The organism is Roseibium sp., from assembly GCF_965276855.1.
GTDB lineage: Bacteria > Pseudomonadota > Alphaproteobacteria > Rhizobiales > Stappiaceae > Roseibium.
The window spans coordinates 3,785,753-3,807,927 of the sequence record NZ_OZ255700.1 but is presented as its reverse complement, the minus strand read 5'-3'; the positions used below and the strand labels follow the sequence as shown (position 1 = coordinate 3,807,927).

Below are 22,175 nucleotides of genomic sequence, written 5' to 3'. Positions count from 1 at the left end.
TCTGGAGCCTTAAAGATGCCGTCAACGCCTTCCTCATCCAGTTCGTCTTAGGCATCCTTGGTAGTATTGGCGCAGATATCGACAAGCCGGCTTTTCTGAGGTTTGCCGTTGAATCAGGACTGTGCCTCGCGCCACAATTGTCTGCACTCACGTCACTCGTTTTGCCGCTTAGCAAAGGATGTATTGGGCGCTGCCCATTCTTCGGAGCGACGAGCGGACAAACCGATTGCGAAGCCCCGCCGTTCAATAGGCTGCTGTCACAATGACTTCGACCTTAAGCTCCGCGCGCGCCAATTTGGCCTCGCCACAGGCACGCGCTGGCGCATGCCCCTCGGGCACCCATGTGTCCCAGACGGCATTCATCTCGGCGAAATCGGACATGTCGGCGAGCCAGATCACGACTTGCAGCATCTTTTCGCGGGATGACCCAGCCTTTTCCAAGAGGGCATCGACGCGTGAAAGGCAATCGCGGGTCTGTTCGGCCACCGTTTCCCCGTCGCCCACCTGCCCGCATAGATAGGCCACGCCGTTGTGCTTGACAATCTTGCTCATCCGCTGACCGGTATCGAACCGTTCAATCATGTCTATCTCCTATTCCGCCGCATCGTGCGCGGTTGTTTCCATTGCCGCCAATTCGCCGAGGGTCACCGGTTTCAGCGGCGGGCGAATGCGGTAGTAGCCTGTTTCATCCGGCGTCTGGCCATTCGCCTCTGCTAGTAACGCCGTCACGGTCAACCCGCAATAGCGCCCCTGGCAAGGTCCCATGCCCGGACGTCCGAAAGCTTTTGTCTGGTTGGGACCGAGGCAGCCGAGTTTCGCATATTCGCGGATCTGTCCGGCGGTAACCTCTTCGCACCGGCAGATCGTCGTGCTGTCCTCAGGCGCAAGCGCCTCGGCGCACGGCGGATAGGCCGCATCCAAAAAAGGCCGCGCGGCCAGTTCACGGGACAGTGCGGCCCGCAAAGGAGCAGCGCGCTTGTTGCACTCAGGCTGAGCCAGGCGGCCTGTCTCTTCCGCGATCTTCAGCACCGCCAACCTTCCAGTGAACTCGGCCGCCCTGGCCCCGCCGATCCCCGCCCCGTCCCCGGCGATGTAGATGCCCTGGACATCGCTGTGTCCCCAGTCGTCAACAGCCGGGACAAAACAACCTTGGGCCGCGTTCCAAGAATGGGAAACGCCCAACGCCCGCGCAGCCTGTGTGTTTGGCACCACCCCGTGGTGTAGAAAGACGGTCTCACAGTCAATCCGGCGGGTGCGGCCCTGGCTGGTGAAAGTCACGGCTTCCGCCTTGCAAATTCCCTCGATCGCGATGCTCGTCGCGCCAGTGTACCGCGGAACCCGCGCACGCCCGATCTCGGAGAGCATCTTCATACCCTTGAGCAGATAAGACCAGCCACGCAAGGCACCGCCAATGTGCCGCATGCCACGGAGCCGATCACCTTGGGTCTGGGTCTCGATCATTGCCCGTGGCGGTGTGCCCGCGCGCACCATTTGCGCCGCGATAAGATAGAGCAGCGGGCCAGAGCCCACGAGCACGGCGTTACGCGCCAGCACGCCCGATTGCTTAAGCAGGATCTGCCCGGCTCCCGCTGTCATGACGCCTGGCAAGGTCCACCCCGGCAGGGGCATGGGCCGTTCCAGCGCTCCTGTTGCCAAAAGCACCCGACCGGCGACAAGCTGCGCCGCGCGCCCGTCTCTTGTGTACGAAACGCGGAACCCTTCCTCGATCGTCCAGACGACAGCGCCGCACAGGTGCTCGATGCCTTCGCCGCGCAGCCCCGCGGTCAACGTCGCGCCGTGTGTGTAGTCCTTGCCCAGGATATCTCCGCGGCGCTCCGCAACCGTGTCGACGTCCCGATAGATCTGGCCACCAGCGCGCGGTTGCTCGTCCAGAACCGTCACGCTGAGACCCAGTGCAGCAGCTTCTGCCGCAGCGGCCATGCCGGCCGGGCCGGCACCGATAATCACAAGATCACGCTGATGCATCCTCGCCTCCCGCCTCATGCGGCCGGGCGATCCGCAAGCCGCCCCTGACCTCAATCATGCAGGCCTGCCTGACAACGCCATCGATCTCCACGAGACAATCGAAGCAGGCTCCCATCATGCAAAAAGGGGCGCGCGGCGCCCCCGACGCCGGTGTGTGCCGGAATGTACCAACCCCGGCTGCGAGCAGCGCAGCGGCAAGGTTTGCCCCTTCGGGCAGGCTGAGGGGCACGCCGTCGAAGGTCACCTCGACCCGCGGGCTCTCGTCAAGTTCAAGAAACGGCGAAGCGGGCTTCACTGAAGACCTCCAGATCCGGCGCTGCTCCAGTCCCTTCAAGCCAATCGGGCAGGATTCGCGCGTGAGCGGCAGCAAGCGTGATGCCGCTATGACAGGTGACCAGATAAGCGCCGGGCATCTCGGCGCTTTCCTGATAGATGGGCAATCCGTCCGGCGAGAGCACACGTAGCGCGCCCCAGCTGCGGACCAGGTGCGCTCTGGCCAGGGCGGGGTAGGCTGCGACGGCCTCGGTGGCGAGACCGGACAGCCCGGGCTGCGTTACCCGGTCATCGAGGCCAACCTCTTCGTTTGTAGCGCCAATCTGGATGCCGCCTTCGTCGACCTGCCGCGCGATGAGCGATGGCCGGTTGATGATTTTCGGCAGTTTCTCAGTAATAAGCACCTGCCCGCGCTGCGGCCGGACCGGCGCCTTGAAGCCCAATTTCGGGCCAAGCAGCGTCGCGCCCAGTCCGGCTGAAAGCACCACCTTGCCGGACCCAACGGTGGTCCCGTCGTCGCAGATGACGCGAAATCCATCGGACCTGGTCACATCGATGACCGTTTTGCCCGTCAACACCCGGCCACCAAGCCGGCGCACATCGGCGGCCAGAGCTTTCAGAAGCATGAGAGGGTTTGCATGGCCGTCCTGGTGATGCAGGATCGCGCCGACCACCTTGGGGCCGATATGCGGCTCTTCCTTACGCAGCGCGTTATGACCGAGCACCTCATAGGGATAATCGCCGTCCAGCTGCGCCTTTAATATCTCATATTTCTCGACAGTCGCCTGCAAGGTCTCTTCCGAGAAATGCAAATCGTAACCGCCCCTCTGCTCCAACGGAACTGCCTGCCCGGTATTGGCGCCGAGTTCTTCCGCGAAGTCCGCCCAGATCGCCGCGGATTGTTGCGACCAGCGCGCATAGCGGGGCTGTTTCATACCCTTTGATTGGACCCAGACCAGACCGAAATTGCCGCGGCTCGCCCGGAACGAACCGTCGTCACCATCGAGAACAGTAACTGTCAGCCCACGCCGGAGCAGGCCCCATGCAACAGAGAGGCCGACGACGCCGCCGCCTATAATCGTGTAGTCGGTGTCCATGCGAGCATTCCGCTGTTGTTGGCTGGGGCAGGACGGAGGATCCGCCCTGCCCCGACCGTAATCACTTGCTGGCTGAAGCGACCTTGTCGAGGATTGCCTGACCCCAGTCGGCACCCACATCTTCCAGCACGGCAGGCCAGACATCGGTGCGCACCTTCTGTGCCATCGCGGCGAGTTGGGCATCGCTCAGTTCGACGACAGTTGCGTCCAGTTCATTGACAAGACGCTGCTCGTTGCGCGTCTGATCAGCCTCCGCAACGCCCCAGCGGGTCTCTTCGAAGGCAGCGGCCTGCTCCTTGAGCGCGGCCTGATCCTCTTCCGACAATTCCGCAAGGCTCTCGTTGGAAATGATCATGTACCAAACTTCGAAGTGGGTGTTTGCGGGGATGTAGGTACGCGTCACATCGCGGAACGAGGCATAGTAGCCTTCCGCGCCCGAGCCGATCACGCCGTCGACAACGCCGGTCTGAACGGCGGTGAAGGCTTCCGAAAACGGGATGGGAGCCGGAATGTAGCCCAGCGCCTCGCCGGTCAATTGGAAGCTCTTGATGCCGGGAACGCGGACCTTGATGCCGTTGGGCTCGACCGAGCCAGCGTTCGGATTGTCGACATTCAGCGAGATGCCGCCGAAATAGACCGGATAGGCCGCCAGCATGGTGATGTCCTGCTCGGCGTAAAGTCCATCCATAACCTCGCGAACCACGCCGCCCGGGCCATAAACCGCGCGGGCCTGTTCCCAGTTGCCGGCGAGATACGGGAACGAGCTGATCTGCATGCGGCGGTCGGCGGCTGTGGCGGCCGGCTGGGTTGCCATGTCGATGGCACCGACACTGATGCGTTCCTGCACAGTGGTGTAATCGCCCAAGGCGGACGCAGGGAAGATGTTAACGCTCACGTCGCCGCCGGTTGCCTCAGCGACAGCGTCCGAAAAGGCCCGCAGTTCCATGTCGATGGTGGTATCTTGCGGACGCACGTGGCTCATTTTGAGATCCTGCGCCTGCGCGTATGTGCCAAGTGCCATCATAGCGGCTGCGGCCGTGGTCAGGAATGCAGTTTTCATTTTCGAAGTCCTCCTATTCGAGTTGCAGAAATTGGTGTGTTCAAGGCGCGACGTCGTAGCCGAAGACGCGCGGCAGGAAGAGAGACAGGTCCGGCCAGAGCGAAGTCAGGAAGACCACCGGCACATAGCCAAACAGAATGAGAATCATGGCCGGCGGAATAACCTTGGTCACCTTCACCTTGCCGATCCGGGCCCCGAGATAGAGGATCGAGGCATAAGGAGGTGTCACTCCGCCCATGGCTGTGTTGACGCCCATGATGGCGGCAAACTGTACAGGGCTCACGCCGATTGCGGTCATCAGTGGCAGGAGCAACGGAGCGATCAGGATGATCGCGGTCACATCGTTGACGACCATGCCCACCAGGAACAGCAAGATGTTGATCAGGATGAGCAGCAGCACCTTGTTTTCCGTGATCGAGAAGATGCCCTGCACCAACTGCTGCGGAATGCTCTCGTAGACGAACATCTGGCTAAGGATCATGGAGAACAGGATCATCATCATGATCGCGCCAACAGCCGTGGCCGCTTCCTTTCCGGCGGACAGGAAGTTCGGCCACTTTAATCCCTTGTAGATCAGGAACCCGACCGGGACCGCATAGATCACCGCGACAGCGGCCGCCTCGGTCGGCGTCATGATGCCGCCGTAGATGCCACCGAGGATGATCACCGGCATCAGCAGTGCGGGGAAGGCATGCAACCCGCGGCGGGCAGCCTCGCCGGACAGCTCCGAAAAGGTCGGCTTCTCGTCGAGGTGCAGATTGAACTTGCGGGACATGAACAGGTTGATCACCGAGAACGCCACCATGATCAGAAGACCGGGCCCGAGCGTTGCAAGGAAGCAGGCAAGGATAGAAGTATCCGTCACCCAGCCGTAAACGATCATTGTCACCGATGGCGGGATCAGCAGACCAAGGATCGAGGAATTGGCGATCAGCGCGGTGGCATATTCGCGCGGATAACCACGCTTTTCCATCTCCGGGATAAGCAGGGGGCCAATGGCGGCGATGCCTGTCAGGCCGGAGCCGGAGATGGCTCCGATGACCGCGCAGGAAACAGCAGCGACGACACCAAGCCCGCCGCGCACGTGCCCGATGAAGGCGTTGACGAAGCGTAGGAGCGAGGCAGCGATGCCGCTCTCCGACATGATCGTTCCCGCCAGCACAAACAGCGGAATGGCGAGCAGGACCGGGTTGCCGAGTTGCTGAAAACCCCACAACATCATGCCCTTCATCGTCACATCGCCCAGAAAGTACATAACCATGAGCGCCGCACCGAAACAGTAGGGCAAAGGCACACCGAGCGTCAGGGTGATCACCAGAATGGCGATGGCGATGAGCGCGATCTCGATCATGCTGGCTCTCCGGTGCGTAGGCTGTGAATGTGACGGAACAGGTGCCAGGCGGTGTAGACCATCATCAGCCCGAGGCCGATCAGCAGCGCGATGTCGGAATAGAAGGTCGGGATGTACAGCGTCGGGCTCTCGCGCCACACCCGCCAAGCATAGCGCGTGTAGTCCCACGCCCAGGACAGCAGCCAGAGACCGACGACCAGGCTGATGATCTCGCCGATGACGGCCAGGATCGCGTGGCCGCGCGGCGTCTTGATGAAGATTTCGAGGACATTCGCCCGGATATGGCTGTTCTCGCGCGAAGCGTTGACCGACCCCAGAATATAGAGCCAGACAGTGGGGTAGAGCATCGTCTCCTCAAGCCCCATCACCGGCACTTGCAGCACATAACGTGTGATGACCTGCACGAACTGCCCCAGAGCAACAATGCAGATCAGCCCCGTCAGCAGATATTTGGAGAAAATGTCCATATGCCCCCTCCCACGGTTTTCCGTGTGGTTATGGACAACACAAAACTGGACACTATCTATAAAATCAATTTAATAATCTCTTTATGTTCATCAATGATGTTTATATCTTATGGATCTCTCACTCCGGCAACTCACGACCTTTCGCGAAGTCATGCGCACAGGCTCCATCAGCCAGGCCGCGCGCGCAGTCGGCAGGACCCAGCCAGCTGTTTCGACCATGATGAGCACGCTAGAGGATCAACTCGGGATAGCACTGTTCGTCCGACGGCAAGGTAAGTTGAGCCCAACACCGGAAGCGCATTTCTTCCTTGAGGAATGCGAGGACATCCTCGGCCGGGTCGAACGCACCGAACGCACGCTGGAGCGCATCGGCTCGCTGCGGGCGGGCAAGTTGCGGGTCGCCTGTCATCCGGCCGCCTCCAGCACCTTTCTGCCCCGGCTCATGACGCAATTCATGAAAGACAAGGAGGACTTGGAGGTCTCGCTGATCATGCGGTCCTCCGGCATGATCGAGGACCTGATCGCGTCGCAGCAGTTCGATGTCGGGTTCGCGGAGACACCGCAGCCGCGCGCCTCGATCCGGCAAATCGACTACGATTTGGAATGCGTGTGCATCCTGCCCGCCGGAGATCCACTTGCCGCGTTGGAGGTTGTGACGCCGGATGATCTCGACGGCCGCCCGATGGCCGTCCTGTTCGATGAGCATGGAACGGCCGCACAGACCGAAGCGGCGTTTCGCGACGCCGGCCGCCACTTAAACAAACGGCTGGAGCTGCGGACCTTCCTGCCGGGCCTGCAGTTCGTTGCGGCCGGCGTTTGCACGATGGTTTGCGACATGATCACCGCCTATAGCCACCTCATGCAAATCCCCGAGGGTGACCGGCTGGTCATCCGCCGTTTTCGGCCAAGAGTTTCCAACAGCGTCTCAATCCTGACGCCCGCGTTCGCGACGCAATCCATTGTCGGGCAAGCGTTCATTGCCGACATCCATACTGCCGTTGAAGAAATGCAGGCCGAAATCTCTGATGCGTTAGAATAATGATACCCGTCAGGAAGGACAGAGCACCCTGCCAGTCGTGATCGCCAAAATCGTCGTCTTCATTGATCCCGCGCCGGTGTACCGCAGAGACCCATGAGGCTTGCGAACCTATTGCGTTTGAGTTTTACGGAGGTCTTTCAGGCAGGTCATGTTTTATATTACCCGGTTGACGAGCAGGGTTCACAGCAGACGAATTTGGACCTGATAAGCCCAATTCAGGACGGCAACCTGGAATTCCGAAACGTCACCTTTCTAAGGCACCAGCCTCGAACTGCGTCTCAAGCAGATGCACTGTTGCGTGGATATCATCGACCGGAACAGGCGCCGAGAAGTAGTTGCCCTGGATCCAACGACATCCAATCTTGGAAATCGTCATTAAGGCATCCGTGTCCTCTATCCCTTCCGCGACCGTTTGCGCGCCGATCTCCTCCGACAACCGCTGGATCAATCGGACCACCGGCACGGAAGTTGGCATCGTGTCGATAAAGGACTTGTCGATCTTGATGCAGCTGATCGGGAACTTCGAAATGTATGCGAGGTTGGAATAACCTGTACCGAAATCATCCACCGCGACCTTGTAGCCAAGCGCAGTCATGCTTCGAAGCCGCTCTGCAACCTGGTCCTGGTCATCGGCCAATACGGATTCCGTGATTTCCAGTTGCACGGATCCGGTCTTCAAATCCGGATGCTGCGCATGTGAAGACAACGCAGACATAAAGCCGTCGTCCAGAAACTGTCGCGGTGATACGTTCAGCGATATCCCAATGTCCAAACCCGATTTGTGCCACTGCTTCACCAGCGCACAGCTCTGGTCCAAAACGTAATGATCCAGCACTTCAATCAGCCCGCTGTCCTCGCAGACAGTGATGAAGTCCGCAGGCATTATGAGGCCTCGATTGGGATGCCGCCATCTGGCAAGGGCTTCTGCGCCAATGACCTTTCCCGAACTCAGATCCACACAGGGCTGAGCAAAGAGTTCGATTTCTCCGCGCTCGAATGCCGAGGCCAATTCGGCCTCGGTCTGAAGCAGTTCATCGGCAAGACGCCCCATATGGTCTGTATAAAGTGACGATCTGTTCCGGCCCAGACGTTTGGACTCATAAAGCGCAACATCAGCCTGCCGGACATATTTCTCGCAGTCCCGGTCATGGCCCGGCATGACCGACACGCCAATGCTCGTAGTCACTTCAATCTTCTTGTTCTTGTAAAAAAACGGCTGGCAGACAGTCGTCCGAATATGGTCGATGCGGTGTTTCACATGTTCAGGCGTATCAGCGCCAGAGAGCAAAATGACAAACTCATCACCGCCAATACGAGCCAGAAGGTCGTCCTCAGTTAGGCAGGCCTTGATCCGCTCCGCGGTGGCGATCAGCAGTTTGTCACCCGCTTCATGACCATATTTGTCGTTTGTTTGTTTGAATTTATCGAGATCAAGATAAAGCAACGCTATTGGCGCAGCTGTATTTCCAGCTCCAAGTTCTTCCAGGTGCCGCTGAAAATAGGCCCGATTGTAACAATCGGTGAGTTGATCCTTGTCCGCAAGATAAGACGCACGATCCCGCGCATGTTTGAGTTCGGTCACGTCAATCGATGTCACCAGCGTGGCGGGCGCACCAGTGGCCGCATCACTGCAACTCTTGAAGGACATATCATGCCAGACCAAACCAGCATCTGTTCTGATCCGCATCACCCGGCGGGCGTCACCGCGCAATTCCACTTCGCTGAGGATTGTGTCCAGATCTGATGAATTGACAAAAATGTCCGGCAGATGCGTTGTCTCGGAGCGCCAAGTATTTCGGGCTGCCGGGTTCATGTAAAGCTCTCGGCCTGTTGTTGCAAACAGGGAGATCATCACATCGGTATGCAAAAGGGCTTCAGCGCTTCTCAAGGTTTCCGGCGCGTCTTCGGCAATACGGGTCGCTTCGCACATCATCGCGATTCTGCCGTCCGGTAGCCGGTATCCGCTATAAATCACATCGACAGAGACCGGCTCACCGTGGGGGTATAGGGTCCAAAGCTCACTGAAGACGGCATCGCTCTCAATAAACCCGGCTTGATATTGCTTCAGCCTCTTCGCGACCGTAGTCGACATGTCTTTTGATAAATCGCGGGCCGCAAGTTCTGGCTCAGTTTCTGCTTTCCAGAGACGTAACGCAGCTGCATTGGCCAAAATGACCCGGCAGTGGTCGATGTCATAGACCCAAATGGCTTGGGTCAAACGCCTTGCCACATCAAAAGGAGCGTTAAATTCCGGCGGCTTTCCAACTGGCATAGAACGAGGAACGGTCGATGGCCCCGAGTGCTCCGTAAAGTCATTCATCAATGCCGGCTTTCGATTATCTTTGAATTGCAGGCGACTTACGCAGCGTCGTCCAGACTGCCCGACCGGTCAAGTACCTCCTCTATCTTGGTATTAACGCCACACAATGGCTTCCTGTGCCATTGACACATCACAGAACACTTCCGGCCGCTTTTTGCCAGCGCATCACAAGTTGTTACCCGCCGCCCAAGAGCGAAAGGCTGAACGGCGTGTCCAGCCAACACACGTTTGCTGCACCCTAATACCCCACCGCTTGCCCGTCCTTTCGAGGATCAGAGCCTGCAACGTATCCACCATCTGGCAAGCGATGAACGAGTTGAGCACCACCAAACCCAAATGCATTATCAGGGCTCTCGACAGAAATTTGATGCCCCAAAGCGCTCAAGCCCTCGCGTACTTGAGCTGACATTGTCAGTTCACAGGCAACCTTGAGGCCCTCTATCATACGCCAGCGCGGTGCACAGGCCGCGGTCTGAACGTCCTGATCCCAGATCTGCGTCCGCAGCAAGAGCTGAACATGACCCTGCGCCTGGATGGGTCCTCCCATCATGCCGAAAGCCATCAAAGGCTTGCCGTTTTTCATGGCAAAACCGGGAATGATCGTGTGCATGGGGCGCTTTCTGCCAGCAACACAATTTGGGTGCCCCGGAATTGTGTTGAACCCGGCACCGCGGTTTTGAAGGGAAACGCCAATGCCGGGTACGACCACACCGGAACCGAAGCCGGCATAATTCGACTGTATGAAGCTGACCATCATACCTGAGGCGTCGCCGGTATTCAGGAGGACCGTTCCGCCACGCTTAGGGGCACCGACGCCATGATCAACTGCCCGGTTCGGATCGATCAATTGGGCACGAGACTTGAGGTAGGCGGCGTCGAGCAGATCGCGCTCGCCGACAGTCTTCATTGCCGTCCGATCGGCGACAAAAGCATGCAGATCCCGATACGCCAGTTTTATGGCCTCGATTTGCAGGTGAAGCGATTGCACATCATCAGGCCCATAGTCACGAATGCCGGTGTGGTCCAGGATCCCAAGAGCCATAAGCGCGGCAATACCCTGTCCATTTGGGGGAATTTCATGCAGGTCCACGTCATCAAATTGCTGTTTGAGCGTGCCACACCACTCGGCTTCGTGAGAAGACATGTCCTCCAGGGTCATTGCCCCACCGTTGGCTTTTAGGAAATCGACGATTTTCTCCGCCAGCGCACCTTTATAGAAAGATTCTCCGCGGGTTCGTCCGATTTCGCGAAGCGTTTCAGCAACACCCGGGTTTCGAAAGCGCTCTCCGGCCTTTGGCGCGCGGCCTCCGGGTAGAAACGTGTCGGCAAAACCTGGCTGATCACCGAGTGAATCCGCAGCGTTGGACCACAGTTTCGCAATGACGGGCGAGACAATGAAGCCCTGTTCAGCGTAACGCACAGCCGGGGCCAGAACGGTTTTAAGATCCAGTTGACCGAAACGTTCAGACAAACTGACCCAAGCGCTGACAGCGCCCGGAACTGTTACAGTGTCCACGCCGAGGTTCGGCATCCCCTCGGGGAAACGGTCCAGAGTCCAAGCAGCAGGAGACCGGCCGGAAGCGTTGAGGCCATGCAATTCCTTGCCGTCCCAAAGAATGCAGAAAGCATCCGAGCCGAGCCCATTTCCCGATGGCTCAACCACTGTCAGTGCAGCAGCTGTCGCAATCGCAGCGTCAACCGCGTTACCGCCTTGTTGCAAGATGCTCAAGCCAGCTTGCGCAGCCAGAGGCTGGGACGTCGCAACGACATTGTCCGCAAGAACGGGGGACCGTCGAGACGGATATATTGGATCATGACGCATCTTGAGCGTTCTTCCCATTTTTTTTGTTTGTTTTGATGTGGTTCCGGACGGCCCATGCAATGGCCAGCACCGCGGCAATCAAGAAGATCAGACTGATCGGCCTTGTCAGAAAAAGCGTTGGATCGCCATCCGTCATCAAGGCGCGCCGCAGATTTGTCTCCGCAATTGGACCAAGAATGACCCCGAGTACGAGAGGGGCCAAAGGGTACCCAAGAGAACGCAGCGCGTATCCAACCAGACCAACGAAGCCCAGCAGATATAGGTCCGTAACCCGGTTGTTAAGCGCAAACGCCCCGACCACACAACACACGAGCACTGTTGGCACAATCAGCCATTTGGGCACCGCTGCGACCCGGAGAAACAGCCGCATGGACAACACCGACACAATCAGCATCATGAATGATGCCACCGCCATGGCAATGAACATTCCGTAGACGAGGTCACTATGATCCAGCACCAGCCTTGGCCCAACTGATATGCCGTGAACCATCAGCGACGCCATCAGGATGGCATCTACGGCGGACCCTGGAATTCCAAGTCCAATCAATGGAATAAGTCCTCCACCCGCCGTGGCAGAGTTGCCGGATTCCGAAGCAATGACACCGTCTGGTGTGCCATTCCCGAACTTTTCCGGCGTCTTTGAAGCCCGCTTGGCCTGGTCATAGGCAACCAGATTGGAAATGGATCCCCCGGCACCCGGCAATGCCCCGATCAGCACGCCAATCACTGACGATCTGGCCAGGTTGACCGGACTCATCAAGACTTCCTTCATGACCTTGAAGGTCTTGAAATCTATCGCTCCTGTGACCAGCGAAGCACCGGATCTTACAGTCCGGGCATCTTCAACTTCGCTGAGAAGTTGGGAGATTGCGAAAATGCCGATCAACACCACCAGGAACGGAAGCCCGGTTTCAAGCATTTCGAAACCGAAATCGAACCTTGGCCGGCCGAGGATAGGGTCAGCACCGACCGTAGAAATTGCAAGGCCGATCAGCCCGGCAAGCAGGCCACGGAGCACGGAAGCACCGACAAGGCTTGCGACAATCGTCAAGGCAAAGACAATCAGGGAGAAATATTCCCATGGCCCGAGCTTGACTGCGAAAATCGCGAGCGGCGGGGCCGCAACCACCAAAACTGCGGTCGATATCAACGTCCCAAAAAAGGAAGCCCAGACGCCAAGCGACAAAGCGCGGCCCGGATCTCCTTTTCGGGCCATCGGAAAGGCGTCGAATGTGGTCGCGACGGACGATGGGGTCCCCGGAATTCCGAGTAAAGCGGCCGAGATCAAACCACCTGTCAGACCGCCGACATACACCGACAACATAACGGCAACACCCTGCAAGGGATCCATGTTGAACGTCAAAGGCAGCGTCAAGACGATTGCCATCGTCACCGTAAAGCCGGGAATAGCTGCAGCAATGATACCGGCAACGGTACCAACCAGCATGAACGTCAGCGTGCTCAGGGCAAAGATCTGGGAAAGCGCAGACAGGAGACTATCCATGGAACAAATCTCCGCGTGGCAAAAAGACGTTGAACACGTCAGCAAAGAGCGCATTCAATCCAAATGAAAATGCAAGCGCCACGAAAACCGCAATCAATATCGTGATCGGACTGCGCGGCATCAGGAGCAACTGTATAGCCAATACGAATACGAAACTGGCGACGGAGAAGCCCAGTATCGGCAACACAACGAGATATGAGACAAAGATGCCGAAACAAAGAATGACCAGGAAACGTGTTTTGATCCAATGACGGGTACTGGCACCAAACCGGCTCCAGGCATCGCGCGGTATCTTACGCAAGCTATCAATCACCGCGATGAACGCGACCAAAATGATGGTTCCGAAAACAAACCGGGGAAACGCCCCTGCTCCGAGCGTTTCAAACATTGAGCTCGGGATGTGCCCGGCAGAAACAAACAGGGCAACCGACGCTAAAAGCAATACGATGTAACTCAAGAAGCGGGCGATTTCGCCCGCTTCCATACTTTGTTGTTTGTCGTTTTCACTCACTGGACGACAACCGATGCTAGGGATTTCACCGTGGCATCAAGCTTTGCCAAATAGGCGCGATACTCTTCCTGCCCCATGAAGGTCACCTGAGAACCAGCATTGTTTGTTTGTTCGATATAGGTTTCATCCTGAGCCAGATTTTGCAGAGCGGCCTCCATGACATTCCGGACTTCCTCCGGCGTACCTTTGGGCATGACGATTCCGCGTGTAACAGTCAGAAGAATGTCTTCGCCTTTTTCGCGAAATGTTGGAATTTCGGGCAAGGCCGGGTGACGTTCTGCAGATCCGGCGACCAAAAATTCCAGGTCGCCGTTTTTGGCGAACTCGAGCGAGGAGGCCACGTCACCGATGATCAGATCCAGATTGCCACCGACGACCGCACGAACACGCTCACCAGTGCCTTCATAACCCACATACTTGAACTTCAGGTCGTAAGCCTGCTCGATCATCGCCGCGAAAAGATGTGGCAAGCCGCCGAGCGTGACGCCCATCGTGAGTTCATTCGGGCGCTCCTTGGCGTAAGCAACAAACTCGTCGAAATTGGAGTAGTCATCGGTCGGTTTCGTGATCAGGAATTGCGGTGAAGCGGTCATCAGAGCGATCGGCTCAAAATCTTCCCAGGTCAACTCCGTCAGGCCAGTCAAACTCGCCATCAACAGGCCTTCGTGGACCTGTGAAACTGTGTAGCCATCAGCATTGCGCCGCGACGCTTCGCGCAGCCCAACTGTTCCGCCGACGCCAGGCATGTTGATGATTGGCAATTCCACACCAAGGTGAGGTTCGATGTTGGCAGAAACCAGACGCATCAAAGTGTCGGAACCACCACCTGGCGACCACGGCACAATGAATTCAACCGGACGCTCCGGGTAGTCTTCAGCAACGGCTGGGGCAGCCAACATGGCAGCAGTAAGGAGAGCTGCGAGGCCCTTGATGAGTTTCATGAGTGAGTTCCCTGGTTGGTCGGTAATTCTGAATTTTTATGCGTCTAAAGACCGTATCATAAGTTTTTTGCGATCAAAGAGGATAATTATTGCTTTTAAATTCAGTTTTTCTTATTTTAATCGAATGGATACCCGTCAACTCGAGACGTTTCTCGCAATAATTCAACGCGGTGGGTTCGCGGCAGCCGCCAAAGAAGTCAACCTCACCGCATCCGCTGTCAGCCAACAGATTTCCGCATTGGAAACAGATCTCGGCACTGCTTTGTTTGACCGTTCCCGGCGCCCTCCGGCCCTCACCACCAAAGGCCGTGAAGTTCAGGCGGCGGCGCGCTCGATACTGCGGATCGTTGCAGACACAAAGGCAGCGATTGAAGGGGAAGACGTTGGAGGGACGCTGGCCCTTGGAGCTCTCAGAACATGCGGAACCAACATTCTGCCGCAAGCGCTATCGCAGCTCAAAGACAGCTACCCCGACTTGAGGTTCAGATTGGCGATTGGTCAGTCTGAAGACTTGATGGCGGACGTCGTCTCCGGCCAGCTGGATGCTGCCTTGGTGGCTGACAATGTTGCCGTACCACCGGGTCTCCAATGGACATTGGTATTCACAGAACCGTTGGTGATCCTCTTGCCCTGTGGTTACCCAGGCAAAAACCTTGAGGAACTTGCGCGTGACATGCCCTTTGTCAGATACGGGATACGAGTGCCCCTGGCCCGCCAAATCGATACCGAAATCGCCCGGCTCGGGATAACGGTTCAGCAAGTCATGTCGGTCAATACGATGTCGGCGGTCGTCGGCTGTGTTCAGGCCGGATTGGGCTTCGCCATTGTACCCTATGCGGCATTGCGTGGTCTTCAAACAAGTTCACTTAAATGGTTCCCATTTGGCGCGACGCCAATTCACCGCGGATTGGGCATCGTGCAACACCCGGAGTCTCGCCGGGCGAAAGTACTGAAAAGACTGTCTGAACTATTGCAGCTTGGTGGCAACGTGACAGATGATCGCGAACACCGGCATCACGATGATGCTTGAGGCAACCTGGATACCGCGAAAGCAGACTTGAACCGCTGAATCTCAACATGGAAACCCGGCAATAGGTTTCCAACAACGTGACCGAACCCAAGTGGCGGGCGGATCCGGTGTGGGCAAATCCGGCCGGCAGGGCTGCCAAGTCGCGCACTTGGTTAAGATAAACCACGGACTTGTGTTTGCAGATCCGTGTGTCCGTCAACAACCTCTTGAACAGGCAGCCCGGTCAAGAGGCGCAGTTGAACCTGAAGGGTGCCTGGCCTCTAGGACGTTCGTTCGCGTGCAGACAAGAACGAACCTCTGCTGTGTTCGCTTCACGCCACATCGTACCCAGCGCAGCTGGCTGTATTGGTCACATGCTGACGCATCGCCAGCCGAGAGGCTTCGGCGTCTCCAGCTTCCAGCGCAGCTACAATAGCGCGGTGTTCTGACAAGGATGCGCGCATTCGGGCCGGGTCGGTGATTGGGATCGGCTGGCGTTGGGTTTCAGTAACGAGTTCGCGAACCTGGTTATAAAGTCCTGCAATCATTCGGTTCTTGCATTTTTGAGCGATTAAGTCGTGAAACTCCAGATCGGCCTCCACGTTGCTGAGAAAGTCTCTGCCCGACCAAGCCTGCTCCATTCGGCTGGTCAGCTCATTTAATTGCGCCAACTCATCACGCGAAAGGCGGCCAGCCGCGAATGCAGCGATTTCACCTTCCAAAACCAACCTCGTTTCAAAAACCTCTTGCAGAGAATGTTCGTCGGAGAACTTCCACTCAGACATGGTTCTGTTGGCCCCAGCCCCGACCACAAAGGTGCCTCGTCCGGCTTCCGTCTTGATCAGGCCTATTGTTTCCAATGTGAGCAAGGCTTCCCGCAACGACGCGCGGCTGATGCCGAATTTTTCCGACAATTCCCGTTGGGATGGGATTTTCTCTCCGCTTTTCAAGTCTCCGCTGAGGATCATTTCCTGCAGTTTACGGGCTATGCTCTGCGGAACGGGCGTACGTGTAAACATAAGTGCTTTCGTTTTGTCTCTGATCGGACTCTAGCGGTTTCTAAGCCGTCTTTGTCGTCTTTTTGCTGCCAATTGTGCATTCAGCATCATTTTTGGGCTTGCGCAGAAATGGATCGAATTGTTTATTGGTCTAACTGGTCAGACCAGTTAGACCAATAAACACCTTCCAGGGGAAATCAAATGTCATTTCACTCAATTTTTAAGGCCGCGGCGATCGCGGGGCTTGTAGCGACCTCTTCCATGACATCCGCTTCAGCTGCAGATCTCACGGTCGGCGCAAACATCGGCAATGTGCCGTGGGAGTTTCAGGATGAAACCGGGAAAACGGTGGGTTTTGAGGTGGATCTCGCGACTGAAGTGGCCGATCGTCTCGGCAAAACGATTGCTTTCGAAAACATTCCCTTTAACGGCCTTTTCTCGGCGGTTCAGTCCGGCCGGATCGACATGGCGGTTTCTTCGATCACCATCACCAAGAAACGTTTGGAATCAGTCTCTTTCGCACAGCCTTACTACGATAGTGATCAATCATTGACCGTGGCGGCAAGCAGCGGCCTCAAGACTGTCGACGACATGAACGGCAAGGTTATCGGTGTCGACACAGGGTCCACCGGAGACATCTGGGCGACGGAAAACTCCGACAAATATGGTTTCGCCGAAATCCGCCGTTATGAGGGCCTTGCACCCGCAATGCTGGACCTGACCGCAGGCCGAATTGACGGCTACATCAGCGACATTCCGGCCCTGCTCTACTACACCAAGGACAAACCCAATCTCGCCGTTGTGGAGCGGATCACCACCGGTGAACAGTACTCCATGATGTTTGCAAAGGACGCAGAGCTCGCAACCCAGGTCAATGACGTTTTGACCGAGCTCAAGAAAGAGGGGTACATCTCCGGCCTTCATGAGAAGTGGTTTGGCGCCCAGCCTGAAGAAACCACGTCCACAGTTTCAGTCCTGGAAATGCCGAAACTCTAAGCGCTACGCAGATGGGCGGCGCGAAACGGGCCGCCCAAACCTGACATCAAGTGTTCTTGAATCTTATCTCGGAAAACTCATGGATCTCTTCGAGACGTTTTTTAATGTTCCCGTGCTCGTTCGAACATTTCCGCTTCTCATAAGCGGCCTCATCGTGACACTACAAATTGGAATAACCAGCATTGTATCTGGCCTGGTTCTTGGTTTGGGCCTGGCTCTTGTGCGTATGTATGCACCCGCAGCACTGCGTCTGCCGGTCATGATCTACATCGACATTTTTCGGTCCATCCCGCTATTGGTTCTTCTGATCATTGTTTATTATGCCTTGCCGTTCATCGGGATCCGCTTGTCGCCCTTCCTGTCTGCGGTCGTCGCACTGACCCTTGTCTCCGGTGCATACACTGCAGAAATCTTCAGGGCTGGGATTCAGGCCATTCCGAAAGGCCAATTCGAAGCCTCGCGGGCGCTGGGTCTGTCGTACAAGGACATGATGGTTGACGTCGTTTTGCCTCAAGCAATCAAGATCGTCATTCCGCCGCTGACCAACAATTGCATCAACGTGATGAAAGATACAGCGTTGGCATCTGTGGTCGCCATGCCGGATCTTTTGAAACAAGCCACCCAAGCGCAGGCACTTGCGGCAAATCCAACGCCGTTGATCGGCGCAGCTATAATTTACTTGGCGTTCCTGTGGCCGCTTGTCACCCTCGTGTCGCGCTTTGAAAACCGGCTCAATCAGAGGGGCGCCTGATGCGAAACATCATCGAAATTGAGAACGTTGCGAAGTTTTATGGCGATTTCGCTGCGCTGACCGACATCGACCTGAACATCACCGAGGGCGAGGTTGTTTGTGTTATCGGCCCCTCGGGTTCGGGTAAGTCTACTCTAATTCGCTGCATCAACCTTCTGGAGACCTATGCGGAGGGCGGCACGATACGCGTGGATGGAATACCGGTAGAGGTGGGTCCAAACCTTGACCAGGTCCGGGCGGAAGTCGGCATGGTGTTCCAATCCTTCAATCTTTTCCCGCATATGAGTGTCTTGAAAAACGTCATGCTGGCACCGATGCGGGTCCGCAAGTCTTCGCCGAAGGACGCAAAAGCCAAGGCACTGGACCTCCTCAAGCGTGTCGGGATTTCCGAGCAGGCAGACAAGTTCCCCGGTCAATTATCTGGTGGCCAGCAGCAGCGTGTGGCGATTGCCCGGGCGCTTGCCATGGAGCCACGGGTTTTGCTGTTTGATGAACCAACCTCTGCCCTGGATCCGGAAATGGTCGGTGAAGTGCTGGATGTCATGCGCACCTTGGCAGGCACCGGTGTCACCATGATCGTGGTGACACATGAAATGGGATTTGCCCGCCAGGTCGCGGACCGGGTGATTTTCATGAACGGTGGCCAGATTGTTGAAGCGGGAACACCTGAACAGATCTTTGACGCCCCAAAAGAAGAAAGGACGCGCGACTTTCTGAGCGCAGTCTTGAACCACTGATAGAAGCAGCCTCATGCTGGAGCCACACATGCATACCAACCAACCACTGGACATTGCCTGGGTGCGGGAACAGTTTCCCGCGCTACGTTCGGATTGGGTCTTTTTTGACAACGCCGGCGGATCGCAAATCCTGAAACCGGCGGTCGACCGGATAAACGAGTTCCTGTATCAAAAAAACGTCCAAATTGGTGGGAGTTACGAGAGATCCCAAGCCGCTGCGGCTGCACTTATGGATGCCCGCAAAGCCGGACAGTTGCTCGTCAACGCCGCACGCCCGGAAGAAATCGTCTTCGGCCATTCCACTACTGTTTTGGTGCAAAACCTCGTCGAAGCCATGCGCCGGCAACTCGCCCCAGGAGACGAGGTGATTGTCACCAACGCAGATCACGAATCCAACATCGGCCCGTGGCGCCGGCTGGAGGAGTTTGGCGTTGTCATCAAGGTTTGGGAAATCGATCCCGCCAGTTTGACCCTTCGCCTGGAAGATCTTGATAAACTGATGGGGAACCGCACCCGTCTCGTCGCGGTTCATCATGTCTCAAACATATTGGGCGAAATCAATCCGGTGCGCGAAATAGCTGATTTCGTTCATGAGCGGGGGGCCCGGCTCTGTGTCGATGCCGTCGCTTATGCGCCGCACCGGGCTATTGACGTGCAGGCATTCGATGCCGACTATTATATCTTTAGCCTCTACAAGACTTACGGCCCCCATACCGCGGTGATGTATGGCAAATACGATCTCCTTTTGGAGCTCGACACGCTCTACCACTACTTCTACGGCAAAGAGAAAGTCCCTGGAAAACTCGAGGCCGGCAACCCGAATTATGAGCTCGCCTACTCGCTGACCGGCATCGTTTCCTATCTGCAGGAACTGGGCGAAAAATGCGCAGCGCGTGAAAACAGCACGCCGCGGGCGAAGATGGAAGCCGCGATGGCGGCGATGGCAGCTCATGAAAACGCACTCACAGAAAGGTTCTTGAGCTGGGCCCGCGGCCGCTCAGAGATCAAGATAATCGGACGTGAGACCATTGATTGCGGCACCCGCATCCCGACAATCGCATTTACAGTCGCGGGTTGGTCTCCAGAGGGCATTTGCCGGGAGATAGACCACGCGCGGATTGCGATCCGGCATGGAGATTTCCATTCCCGGCGCTTGATCGAAGAGCTTGACCTTTCAAAATCCGGCGGGGTCGTTCGTGTCTCCATGGTCCATTACAACACGCTAGACGAAATTGAGCGGCTGACGGATGCCCTTGACGCTGTCTTAGACGCAGGAGCGACAACTGCGGCTGATCAGAAGGTGTCCGCATGAAAGAATTCACGTTCGACACGATCGTCCGGGGTGGCACAATCGTTACGGCTGCCGATACGTATAAAGCCGATATCGGGATCGACGGTGGGGTGATCGCGGCCATCGGGGCGGATTTGCCAAGAGGTGAAACCGAGATCGATGCCACCGGGTTATTGGTCATGCCTGGGGGGATCGACAGTCACGTCCATATCTCCCAACCGTCCGGCGACGGCATCGTCATGGCCGACGACTTTGAAAGCGGAACCAGATCTGCCTTGCTCGGCGGCAACACCACCGTCATGCCGTTTTGCTTGCAGGAGAAAGGTATTTCGCTCCGGCAAGCACTCAGCGCCTATCACGACTTGGCGGATGGGCACTGTTATACGGACGTCAGCTTTCACATCATCGTATCCGACCCGACCCCTCAGGTTCTGGGTCAGGAGATGCCAGCACTAGCCGAAGAAGGCTATACATCCATCAAGGTCTTCATGACCTATGAGGGGCTCCGGTTGAGAGATGATGAAATCCTGGCGACCCTTGATGCAGCCAAACGGTCCGGCCAGATCGTTCTTGTTCATTGTGAAAACGAAGATGCAATCCGATATCTGATTGGCAGGCGTGAGGCCGACGGGGATACGGCACCTTATCATCATGCCACCTCCAGACCGATTGCGGCCGAGCGTGAGGCCACCCATCGCGCCCTCTCCCTCGCGGAAATCGTCGATGTGCCCATCGTCATCGTTCATGTCTCGAACCGGCAAGCCATGGAGGAGATCTCAAGGGCACGGGCACGCGGGCAGAAAATCGCCGGTGAGACTTGCCCACAATATCTGGTGCTTACGGCTGATGATCTCGACCTGGACGACTTTGAGGGCGCAAAATACGTTTGTTCCCCACCGCCGCGTGACAGACAGAGCCAGGAGGCATGCTGGACCGGTCTGGAAACAGGTGTGTTCGACCTGTTTTCCTCCGACCACTGCCCCTTCCGGTTCGATGACCCGGCAGGCAAGATGAATGCAAAAGGACAACAGTCATTCCGCTGGATCCCGAACGGTATTCCAGGTGTAGCAACGCGGCTGCCGATCCTGTTTTCCGAAGGCGTAAAATCGGGCCGGATTGATCTCAACCGGTTCGTTGCACTGACGTCGACCAACCACGCAAAACTCTACGGGATGTATCCGCAAAAGGGGACGATTGCGATTGGATCGGACGCCGATCTTACATTGTGGGACCCTGAACTTAAACGCACCATCACGAATGACGACCTGAAACACGGTGCGGATTATACACCCTATGAAGGCATGGAGATCACCGGCTGGCCGGTACGTACCCTTTTGCGTGGCAAACTCGCAATGGAGAAGGGCGAGCTCATGATGGACAAGGGATACGGTAAGTATCTTTCACGCGGTCGCGGTCAGGTATGAGTTTCAACCTCATTCATTGAGGCGATCTGATAAATCGCCCGTGAACCGCTCGACTTGGTCCTATGGAAGCCCCCTTCTACCGCCTGGCGAACTGACTGCCGACCCATGGCATCAATCAAAAGCCAGCAATAAAGACCGAAATTGTGCCGCATGTTGCATCATGGGATCTTCGGATCCGGGTTTTCCGTGTGGCCGTCAACGGCAATTGCTTTTGGCGCTGCCAAGTCATTGGTGATGAACATGTAAGCCAGATCCAGTTCACTCCATTGATAATGGCGACCCTGGTCATTTGCCTCATGTGAGTGATCACCACCAGCGTCAGTTTCAGAGCTGGAAGAAAGGTCCGGTACAATTTCTCACCAAGGTAAATTCCAAGCTTCAGATTTACCATCGACGGAAACATGCATGTTTCTGCCAAAAGCACAATCAGAATGTAGGCGACAAGGAACTCTGGGAACGAGATTAAACTCAGCGTGACCAGATTTACGGACCGGTCAAACAGGGCCAATATGCCAAGCCCGAGGCGCTTGGCGATCAAGGTCGGCACGAGGAACAATCAACCAAGAAATAAAACTACCTGCAAGAAACTCTTTCAAAG

At 56.7% G+C, this 22,175-nt stretch carries 21 protein-coding genes; 7 read left to right on the top strand and 14 right to left on the bottom strand.

The annotated features are described in order from the left end of the window. Nucleotides 1-243 precede the first annotated feature (243 nt). From ACQY4Z_RS17550 to ACQY4Z_RS17520, 7 genes are all read right to left on the bottom strand, one after another. Complete coding sequence (locus tag ACQY4Z_RS17550) at nucleotides 244-582, bottom strand: RidA family protein (RefSeq protein WP_428523391.1); 339 nt, start codon at nucleotides 580-582, stop codon at nucleotides 244-246. 9 nt (nucleotides 583-591) lie between these two features. Then, nucleotides 592-1,986 (bottom strand): NAD(P)/FAD-dependent oxidoreductase, encoded by a 1,395-nt coding sequence (locus ACQY4Z_RS17545; protein ID WP_428523389.1) that lies wholly within the window; start codon nucleotides 1,984-1,986, stop codon nucleotides 592-594. Then, a complete protein-coding gene (locus ACQY4Z_RS17540) occupies nucleotides 1,973-2,281 on the bottom strand; it encodes a (2Fe-2S)-binding protein (protein WP_428523387.1) in 309 nt (102 codons plus the stop codon). The genes ACQY4Z_RS17545 and ACQY4Z_RS17540 overlap by 14 nt, the downstream gene beginning before the upstream one ends. Continuing rightward, the gene (locus ACQY4Z_RS17535; RefSeq protein WP_428523385.1) at nucleotides 2,256-3,356 is read right to left on the bottom strand and encodes an NAD(P)/FAD-dependent oxidoreductase; all 1,101 of its coding nucleotides are present in this window, start codon (nucleotides 3,354-3,356) and stop codon (nucleotides 2,256-2,258) included. The genes ACQY4Z_RS17540 and ACQY4Z_RS17535 overlap by 26 nt, the downstream gene beginning before the upstream one ends. Nucleotides 3,357-3,417: 61 nt before the next feature. After that, nucleotides 3,418-4,416, bottom strand: a complete 999-nt coding sequence (gene dctP, locus ACQY4Z_RS17530; protein WP_428523383.1) for a TRAP transporter substrate-binding protein DctP — start codon at nucleotides 4,414-4,416, stop codon at nucleotides 3,418-3,420. A 40-nt stretch (nucleotides 4,417-4,456) separates the two neighbouring features. Beyond that, nucleotides 4,457-5,767 (bottom strand): TRAP transporter large permease, encoded by a 1,311-nt coding sequence (locus ACQY4Z_RS17525; protein ID WP_428523381.1) that lies wholly within the window; start codon nucleotides 5,765-5,767, stop codon nucleotides 4,457-4,459. Then, entirely contained in the window at nucleotides 5,764-6,234 is a 471-nt protein-coding gene (locus ACQY4Z_RS17520) for a TRAP transporter small permease (protein WP_428523379.1), read from the bottom strand. Before ACQY4Z_RS17520 ends, ACQY4Z_RS17525 begins: the two co-directional genes overlap by 4 nt. Before the next feature lie 109 nt (nucleotides 6,235-6,343). On the opposite strand from ACQY4Z_RS17520, the gene ACQY4Z_RS17515 reads away from it, so the two are divergent. Continuing rightward, nucleotides 6,344-7,273 carry a LysR family transcriptional regulator gene (locus tag ACQY4Z_RS17515; protein ID WP_428523377.1) on the top strand — a complete coding sequence of 310 codons (930 nt, stop codon included), beginning with the start codon at nucleotides 6,344-6,346 and terminating at the stop codon, nucleotides 7,271-7,273. Between the two features lie 244 nt (nucleotides 7,274-7,517). Here the strand turns inward: ACQY4Z_RS17515 and ACQY4Z_RS17510 are convergent, their stop codons facing one another. The 5 genes from ACQY4Z_RS17510 to ACQY4Z_RS17490 form a co-directional block, all read right to left on the bottom strand. Continuing rightward, nucleotides 7,518-9,491 carry a putative bifunctional diguanylate cyclase/phosphodiesterase gene (locus tag ACQY4Z_RS17510; protein ID WP_428523375.1) on the bottom strand — a complete coding sequence of 658 codons (1,974 nt, stop codon included), beginning with the start codon at nucleotides 9,489-9,491 and terminating at the stop codon, nucleotides 7,518-7,520. 340 nt (nucleotides 9,492-9,831) lie between these two features. After that, nucleotides 9,832-11,415 carry a gamma-glutamyltransferase family protein gene (locus ACQY4Z_RS17505; protein WP_428523373.1) on the bottom strand — a complete coding sequence of 528 codons (1,584 nt, stop codon included), beginning with the start codon at nucleotides 11,413-11,415 and terminating at the stop codon, nucleotides 9,832-9,834. Further along, entirely contained in the window at nucleotides 11,405-12,919 is a 1,515-nt protein-coding gene (locus tag ACQY4Z_RS17500; RefSeq protein ID WP_428523371.1) for a tripartite tricarboxylate transporter permease, read from the bottom strand. The genes ACQY4Z_RS17505 and ACQY4Z_RS17500 overlap by 11 nt, the downstream gene beginning before the upstream one ends. Then, entirely contained in the window at nucleotides 12,912-13,430 is a 519-nt protein-coding gene (locus ACQY4Z_RS17495; protein WP_428523369.1) for a tripartite tricarboxylate transporter TctB family protein, read from the bottom strand. Before ACQY4Z_RS17495 ends, ACQY4Z_RS17500 begins: the two co-directional genes overlap by 8 nt. Beyond that, entirely contained in the window at nucleotides 13,427-14,371 is a 945-nt protein-coding gene (locus ACQY4Z_RS17490; protein ID WP_428523367.1) for a tripartite tricarboxylate transporter substrate binding protein, read from the bottom strand. The genes ACQY4Z_RS17495 and ACQY4Z_RS17490 overlap by 4 nt, the downstream gene beginning before the upstream one ends. Nucleotides 14,372-14,495: 124 nt before the next feature. Here ACQY4Z_RS17490 and ACQY4Z_RS17485 point away from each other — a divergent pair, with 124 nt between their 5' ends. Beyond that, nucleotides 14,496-15,401: a LysR family transcriptional regulator gene (locus ACQY4Z_RS17485; RefSeq protein WP_428523365.1), complete on the top strand. Its 906-nt coding sequence runs from the start codon at nucleotides 14,496-14,498 to the stop codon at nucleotides 15,399-15,401. Between the two features lie 311 nt (nucleotides 15,402-15,712). Here the strand turns inward: ACQY4Z_RS17485 and ACQY4Z_RS17480 are convergent, their stop codons facing one another. Then, nucleotides 15,713-16,399: a FadR/GntR family transcriptional regulator gene (locus ACQY4Z_RS17480; RefSeq protein WP_428523363.1), complete on the bottom strand. Its 687-nt coding sequence runs from the start codon at nucleotides 16,397-16,399 to the stop codon at nucleotides 15,713-15,715. 180 nt (nucleotides 16,400-16,579) lie between these two features. Here ACQY4Z_RS17480 and ACQY4Z_RS17475 point away from each other — a divergent pair, with 180 nt between their 5' ends. The 5 genes from ACQY4Z_RS17475 to hydA all read left to right on the top strand — a co-directional run bounded on the left by ACQY4Z_RS17475 (nucleotide 16,580) and on the right by hydA (nucleotide 21,577). Further along, nucleotides 16,580-17,374, top strand: coding sequence for an ABC transporter substrate-binding protein (locus ACQY4Z_RS17475; protein WP_428523361.1), 795 nt, complete (start codon nucleotides 16,580-16,582; stop codon nucleotides 17,372-17,374). A gap of 79 nt (nucleotides 17,375-17,453) precedes the next feature. After that, nucleotides 17,454-18,125: an amino acid ABC transporter permease gene (locus ACQY4Z_RS17470; RefSeq protein WP_141185456.1), complete on the top strand. Its 672-nt coding sequence runs from the start codon at nucleotides 17,454-17,456 to the stop codon at nucleotides 18,123-18,125. Further along, complete coding sequence (locus tag ACQY4Z_RS17465) at nucleotides 18,125-18,862, top strand: amino acid ABC transporter ATP-binding protein (RefSeq protein WP_428523359.1); 738 nt, start codon at nucleotides 18,125-18,127, stop codon at nucleotides 18,860-18,862. The genes ACQY4Z_RS17470 and ACQY4Z_RS17465 overlap by 1 nt, the downstream gene beginning before the upstream one ends. Before the next feature lie 28 nt (nucleotides 18,863-18,890). Continuing rightward, nucleotides 18,891-20,174, top strand: coding sequence for a cysteine desulfurase-like protein (locus tag ACQY4Z_RS17460; RefSeq protein WP_428523357.1), 1,284 nt, complete (start codon nucleotides 18,891-18,893; stop codon nucleotides 20,172-20,174). After that, nucleotides 20,171-21,577 carry a dihydropyrimidinase gene (hydA, locus tag ACQY4Z_RS17455; RefSeq protein ID WP_428523355.1) on the top strand — a complete coding sequence of 469 codons (1,407 nt, stop codon included), beginning with the start codon at nucleotides 20,171-20,173 and terminating at the stop codon, nucleotides 21,575-21,577. Before ACQY4Z_RS17460 ends, hydA begins: the two co-directional genes overlap by 4 nt. 115 nt (nucleotides 21,578-21,692) lie before the next feature. Here hydA and ACQY4Z_RS17450 read toward each other — a convergent pair whose 3' ends face one another. After that, nucleotides 21,693-22,124, bottom strand: coding sequence for a hypothetical protein (locus ACQY4Z_RS17450; protein WP_428523353.1), 432 nt, complete (start codon nucleotides 22,122-22,124; stop codon nucleotides 21,693-21,695). Nucleotides 22,125-22,175: the final 51 nt, after the last annotated feature.

What these genes read in the sequence shown, in the direction of transcription:
- ACQY4Z_RS17535 (WP_428523385.1), bottom strand. Translation starts at nt 3,356, where the DNA reads ATGGACACCGACTACACGATTATAGGCGGCGGCGTCGTCGGCCTCTCT.
- ACQY4Z_RS17475 (WP_428523361.1), top strand. Translation starts at nt 16,580, where the DNA reads ATGTCATTTCACTCAATTTTTAAGGCCGCGGCGATCGCGGGGCTTGTA.
- ACQY4Z_RS17520 (WP_428523379.1), bottom strand. Translation starts at nt 6,234, where the DNA reads ATGGACATTTTCTCCAAATATCTGCTGACGGGGCTGATCTGCATTGTT.
- ACQY4Z_RS17515 (WP_428523377.1), top strand. Translation starts at nt 6,344, where the DNA reads ATGGATCTCTCACTCCGGCAACTCACGACCTTTCGCGAAGTCATGCGC.
- ACQY4Z_RS17480 (WP_428523363.1), bottom strand. Translation starts at nt 16,399, where the DNA reads ATGTTTACACGTACGCCCGTTCCGCAGAGCATAGCCCGTAAACTGCAG.
- hydA (WP_428523355.1), top strand. Translation starts at nt 20,171, where the DNA reads ATGAAAGAATTCACGTTCGACACGATCGTCCGGGGTGGCACAATCGTT.
- ACQY4Z_RS17470 (WP_141185456.1), top strand. Translation starts at nt 17,454, where the DNA reads ATGGATCTCTTCGAGACGTTTTTTAATGTTCCCGTGCTCGTTCGAACA.
- ACQY4Z_RS17465 (WP_428523359.1), top strand. Translation starts at nt 18,125, where the DNA reads ATGCGAAACATCATCGAAATTGAGAACGTTGCGAAGTTTTATGGCGAT.
- ACQY4Z_RS17545 (WP_428523389.1), bottom strand. Translation starts at nt 1,986, where the DNA reads ATGCATCAGCGTGATCTTGTGATTATCGGTGCCGGCCCGGCCGGCATG.
- dctP (WP_428523383.1), bottom strand. Translation starts at nt 4,416, where the DNA reads ATGAAAACTGCATTCCTGACCACGGCCGCAGCCGCTATGATGGCACTT.
- ACQY4Z_RS17500 (WP_428523371.1), bottom strand. Translation starts at nt 12,919, where the DNA reads ATGGATAGTCTCCTGTCTGCGCTTTCCCAGATCTTTGCCCTGAGCACG.
- ACQY4Z_RS17505 (WP_428523373.1), bottom strand. Translation starts at nt 11,415, where the DNA reads ATGCGTCATGATCCAATATATCCGTCTCGACGGTCCCCCGTTCTTGCG.
- ACQY4Z_RS17485 (WP_428523365.1), top strand. Translation starts at nt 14,496, where the DNA reads ATGGATACCCGTCAACTCGAGACGTTTCTCGCAATAATTCAACGCGGT.
- ACQY4Z_RS17460 (WP_428523357.1), top strand. Translation starts at nt 18,891, where the DNA reads ATGCATACCAACCAACCACTGGACATTGCCTGGGTGCGGGAACAGTTT.
- ACQY4Z_RS17525 (WP_428523381.1), bottom strand. Translation starts at nt 5,767, where the DNA reads ATGATCGAGATCGCGCTCATCGCCATCGCCATTCTGGTGATCACCCTG.
- ACQY4Z_RS17490 (WP_428523367.1), bottom strand. Translation starts at nt 14,371, where the DNA reads ATGAAACTCATCAAGGGCCTCGCAGCTCTCCTTACTGCTGCCATGTTG.
- ACQY4Z_RS17550 (WP_428523391.1), bottom strand. Translation starts at nt 582, where the DNA reads ATGATTGAACGGTTCGATACCGGTCAGCGGATGAGCAAGATTGTCAAG.